We start from the raw sequence: 4111 nt of genomic DNA on the forward strand, positions 1-4111 counted from the left end.
TCGAGCCACTGATCCAAAGCCACCAAACCGTTACCCTCGACAGGCACTGTCGACTGGCGGATGCCGGACTCGCGCCATACCTGTTGCCATACCCGCTGCAACACCTTCTCCGGCAAAGCACTATCAACCTCCAACAACAAGGCCAACGGCGTAGCGTCGGGTATCTGCGTCAAGGTTGGCGACAGATCGGCAAGCACTTGCGTCAATAACCGATGCAGCGCCACTTCAAGTTTTTCATCCGCATCGCCCGCTATACGGCTATGGCGCAAAGTTGCGCCCTTAAGCCGCGACGGTTGAGCCTTCAAAGCCCCAGTCCCGCTGAGCAATTCATCTAGGTGTGCCGTTGGCTGCTCCCCTAACTTTCGCAGAGAGGTGTACAGACTCACCGCCAATACTTGTTGAGAGCGTCGGCCGCGACGGATTTTCCGGGTCAAATCCTCTTCACGGGCCTTATCCCACCCATCGGCGACCTGCTGTTGACCGAAATACAGCAAAACACGCCCGAAACTCAGCAGCCCCCAACCCAAGAGCGGTACACCCAAGGCTAGCCCCCAAAAACTCACGGGGTGTTGGTGCAACGCTTGAGTGCCGAACAAAAACGTCCCACCCACACCCAGCAGCAAAAGCAGCAACGGTAATGCACCGAGCCAAAGCCAGCCCTTAGGCCGCGCAGGCCGTGGAGCCAAAGCAGGGACTTGATCCAATCTAATCGGCATGGCTAGCTCGCGCTCACTTGAGTCAGTGAGGAAATCAAGGTGCAGCCGCAAGCACAGTGATGCCCGTGAAACGCAACCGGAAGACCATTGTCGTGAAACGTCGGGTGCCCCTCGGCAATCACCGTTCGGCCATGACCTGGAATCGGGCAGCTCACCGGGTCACCCTGGCGAGCGGCACCAATGCCTTTGAAAATCATGACCGTGGAGCCTGTTAAAACGGTGCCACCGCTAGTGGTTTTGTCGCCAATACGAATGATGCCTTTCATGACTTATCTCTACTAAAATAACGGCCAATTTCCCTGCGCAGCGACACGTTCTGTTGACCACAACATATAAAAAGAGACATTCGCTACTTGGGTCCACAAGAATCAACATCTTCACACCGAATCCACTTTTCGATCACTGCTCCGTTTTTTTGTGTATAGCGGAATTTTACGAAGGAGTTATTTGTATTTGAGAGCACGGACACAACGTCACCCCGTATCAGATACGAAGCAGTTTTATCGGACAATAACGGTGATCGATACAGGTAAGCCTTTTCGGAAATCACCGACTTTACTTTCACATCGTTGGCTTTCGTTGCTGGAGAGGAACCTTCTTCGGCTGAACGAATGCTTGCTGTATTCATAACTGTTTTCAATTTTGCAACATTACTCGTATCGCCGTCACGTTCCAGCAACTGCAGCATGTCACTGTACGTCTTTCTATTGACATCGCGAGGAGGATCGCACGTCAGTAAATTATCGAATGTCGTACCTTCAGGAATATACGCAAGAACTCTAGGAGAAGAGATTTGAGTTAAGTCCTTCCTCCCAGACAAATAATCTTTATAAACTTTATCAACCATTGGCGAGTTTTTTAAAAAATCGTCCGTATCGGTCGTTATTGAACTGCGCCATTGACTCCGACCACCCCATTCTCCACCGCATTGCTCTCCAGCTGCAACACTAACCACACAACCATCAGACATTCGTACGAACGCACAAAGATATATACTCTCTGGCCCGCTCGTTCCTTCCCCTGACTCGGAAAATTGTACTACCGAGTATTTTTTATCAGGCGATAGATTGCTAGCGTTATAATTAAACGTCAGTCCAGTATCAAATACCCTCCGAACGCCTCCCGTATTTTTTTCGTAAACCAAGGTATTAAAGGCACCACCCACACCATCTGAATAGACGAGCGAACCTTGTTCACCTTGAATACTTTCCGCCAGCAATTGGGCAGAAACCAACAAAGTAAAAAAAAATAGAAACAACGACCTCATCACTATACCCCTATAATAATGCCTTGAGTTGGCTGTAGCGTTCACCCGCAGAGACCATGCAGCGAGATGGCCCATAAATCTCTATCAACTCTTCTTCATACTGCATGCGATTATGACCCCACTGTCGCGGATCGGCACTCAAGCCCGAATGGTGGCTGCGCAAAATATCGATTGAGCTTTTGAGACTACTTGACACGTTACCAGGAACGTTCACATCGTGATCAGACGAGTCTTCATCGAACCCTTGTCCGATGCATCGGCCAAGGAGCTATAGAACTTCACTAACGCGGTTGACGGCGCATATCTTAACGCCTGGGCTCAATACACTACGTGAGTTCCATGCACTAAAGCTCATTCCAACCCTCAAGATCCTTGCTCTTCAGCCATCCTTCAGTGGTAGTTTTCCCCGTAAACCTAAATTCAATCCAGTCTTCGCCATGCGAGGTATCAATCCCAAGGAGCATAACCTTATCCCCACGTATCAAATATTTTTTTGTTGGCTGTGCAACTTGGGGAGAGGAAAAAATCCAAGCTCGGGTAGGCACTACCTTAGCGGTCAATGGGACTCGCCTCTTAAAATCGACATTATCAGACACTAACAATCTAACAAACGAGCCATCAGCGTGGTATTCCTTCCTTTTTACTTCACCACACCCAACACAACTATCCGAAATCTCTATACTTGCCTTCCCATCCTTTACACTATAGACATCCTCTTTCCAAGTCGCACCATCCTTATAAGAGCTAACAATGTAACCCTGTCGCAATTTAAAATTACACAGCCCGCCACGATTAAAAAATAATTCACCCAAGGAGCGATCACTGTCATTGTAATGCAATACCCTCGAACAGGAATTCACCCCACCCCCATCCAAACTAAAGACAACTTCCCCCACCCCGTCGCCATTTAAGTCCTCAACATAGACATTATTGTAAGCCCCCTCAATTTCTCGCATAAAACCACTAGGCGGTGACAAATTATAGGTTTCCCCATTCTCGGAAACGGATAATACGAGAGGGAGACGACTTACTACCTTTAGCTCCGGCAGAGACTCTTCGCCATAAGTCACGGACAAAAAAATATAACAAAGCGACAAGACCACTATCATCGCTATATGATTCACTCGGCTCATCTTATGCAAGCCCCCATTCTTTTCGTATGAACTCATACACTTTTTCTCGTTCACAAAGACCATTGTCGCCCCCGTTTACGGCCAGCGTTATAAGCTTAACATTGCCGGGCTCATTATCTACCAAGATATTAATATCGCCCTGCGCATTATATTTCTTGCTAACGGCTCCATTATGCCGCCAATACCAACACGAAACATCTATGGCATCAAACATTTTTTCAGCGAGCATGTTGGGAGCCCCCACAAAGTCAACCCCCCTATACTTAGAGTAGGATATGTAGTTATTTTTCCATGTCAGCTGAATTAGCCCCTTCCCTTTATACTTCGGTCCATCGCCAATTTCTGTGTTTCCGTTCGCTATAGCGCTGACATGCCTTCCAGGGTCGTACTGTGCTCCAGAGGAAAACTCAACGGTCGTCTCAAAAGCAGCGGACTCATGAAAACACTGAGAAATAAAGTGCGCCTGCTGGTACGGAGTTATTATTCCGTACCGATCAAGAGCATCATTTAGCTGACTGACAAATTCACATTTATCATATTTATATATTCGCGGATATTTCCCCTCAAATTCTCTAACGAACGCATGCCCTCCACCTGCTCCTGTAAACCAGTTAGCTGATTTGCCAGTTACCCTCTCCAAAAGCTCTACGGTAATTCTCCGATCACTAGTTTGAAAGCTTCCCACCAACCCCACTGGATGAAAGTGATACACCTGCCCATCTACCGGCAATCCAACTTTCGCCGCCACTTCACCCCACCAACTGACTTGCTTGATCCGCTCTTTCTCCGCCACCCAGTTCAGGTGCGGGGTCGAACCGCTATGGCCCAGTACATCGTCCAGCGCATCCCACTTCTGCGGCGTGTAGCACCACTCGCTTTCGTAATAGATGATCAGTTGCGAAAGCGACTGTGCGTAGGCCGGAATGCCTATCGCGGCTTTCAGCTCTTTAGCGGTTATGGTTCCATCATGGTCACGGTCGATGATGTCGTACAGA

Annotated in this window: 4 protein-coding genes and 1 pseudogene; all 5 read right to left on the reverse strand. The window is 48.5% G+C overall.

Translation table 11 applies throughout. The features are described from left to right. A pseudogene (locus tag ACZYSM_RS28950) lies at nucleotides 1–716 on the reverse strand (hypothetical protein); the annotation flags it as partial. A gap of 2 nt (nucleotides 717–718) precedes the next feature. Further along, on the reverse strand, nucleotides 719–982 hold the full coding sequence (locus ACZYSM_RS28955) for a PAAR domain-containing protein (protein ID WP_489077063.1): 264 nt from the start codon (nucleotides 980–982) through the stop codon (nucleotides 719–721). An 83-nt stretch (nucleotides 983–1065) separates the two neighbouring features. Next, entirely contained in the window at nucleotides 1066–2058 is a 993-nt protein-coding gene (locus ACZYSM_RS28960) for a hypothetical protein (protein ID WP_489077065.1), read from the reverse strand. Nucleotides 2059–2327: 269 nt separating this feature from the next. Then, on the reverse strand, nucleotides 2328–3152 hold the full coding sequence (locus ACZYSM_RS28965; protein ID WP_489077067.1) for a hypothetical protein: 825 nt from the start codon (nucleotides 3150–3152) through the stop codon (nucleotides 2328–2330). Further along, on the reverse strand, nucleotides 3118–4111 hold a 994-nt coding region (locus tag ACZYSM_RS28970), incomplete at its 5' end, for a glycoside hydrolase family 19 protein (RefSeq protein ID WP_489077069.1). The genes ACZYSM_RS28970 and ACZYSM_RS28965, both read right to left, overlap by 35 nt.

The sequence above is a fragment of the Pseudomonas sp. F220 genome (genome assembly GCF_057813935.1).

What these genes read in the sequence shown, in the direction of transcription:
- ACZYSM_RS28960 (WP_489077065.1), bottom strand. Translation starts at nt 2,058, where the DNA reads ATGGGCCATCTCGCTGCATGGTCTCTGCGGGTGAACGCTACAGCCAAC.
- ACZYSM_RS28965 (WP_489077067.1), bottom strand. Translation starts at nt 3,152, where the DNA reads ATGAGTTCATACGAAAAGAATGGGGGCTTGCATAAGATGAGCCGAGTG.
- ACZYSM_RS28955 (WP_489077063.1), bottom strand. Translation starts at nt 982, where the DNA reads ATGAAAGGCATCATTCGTATTGGCGACAAAACCACTAGCGGTGGCACC.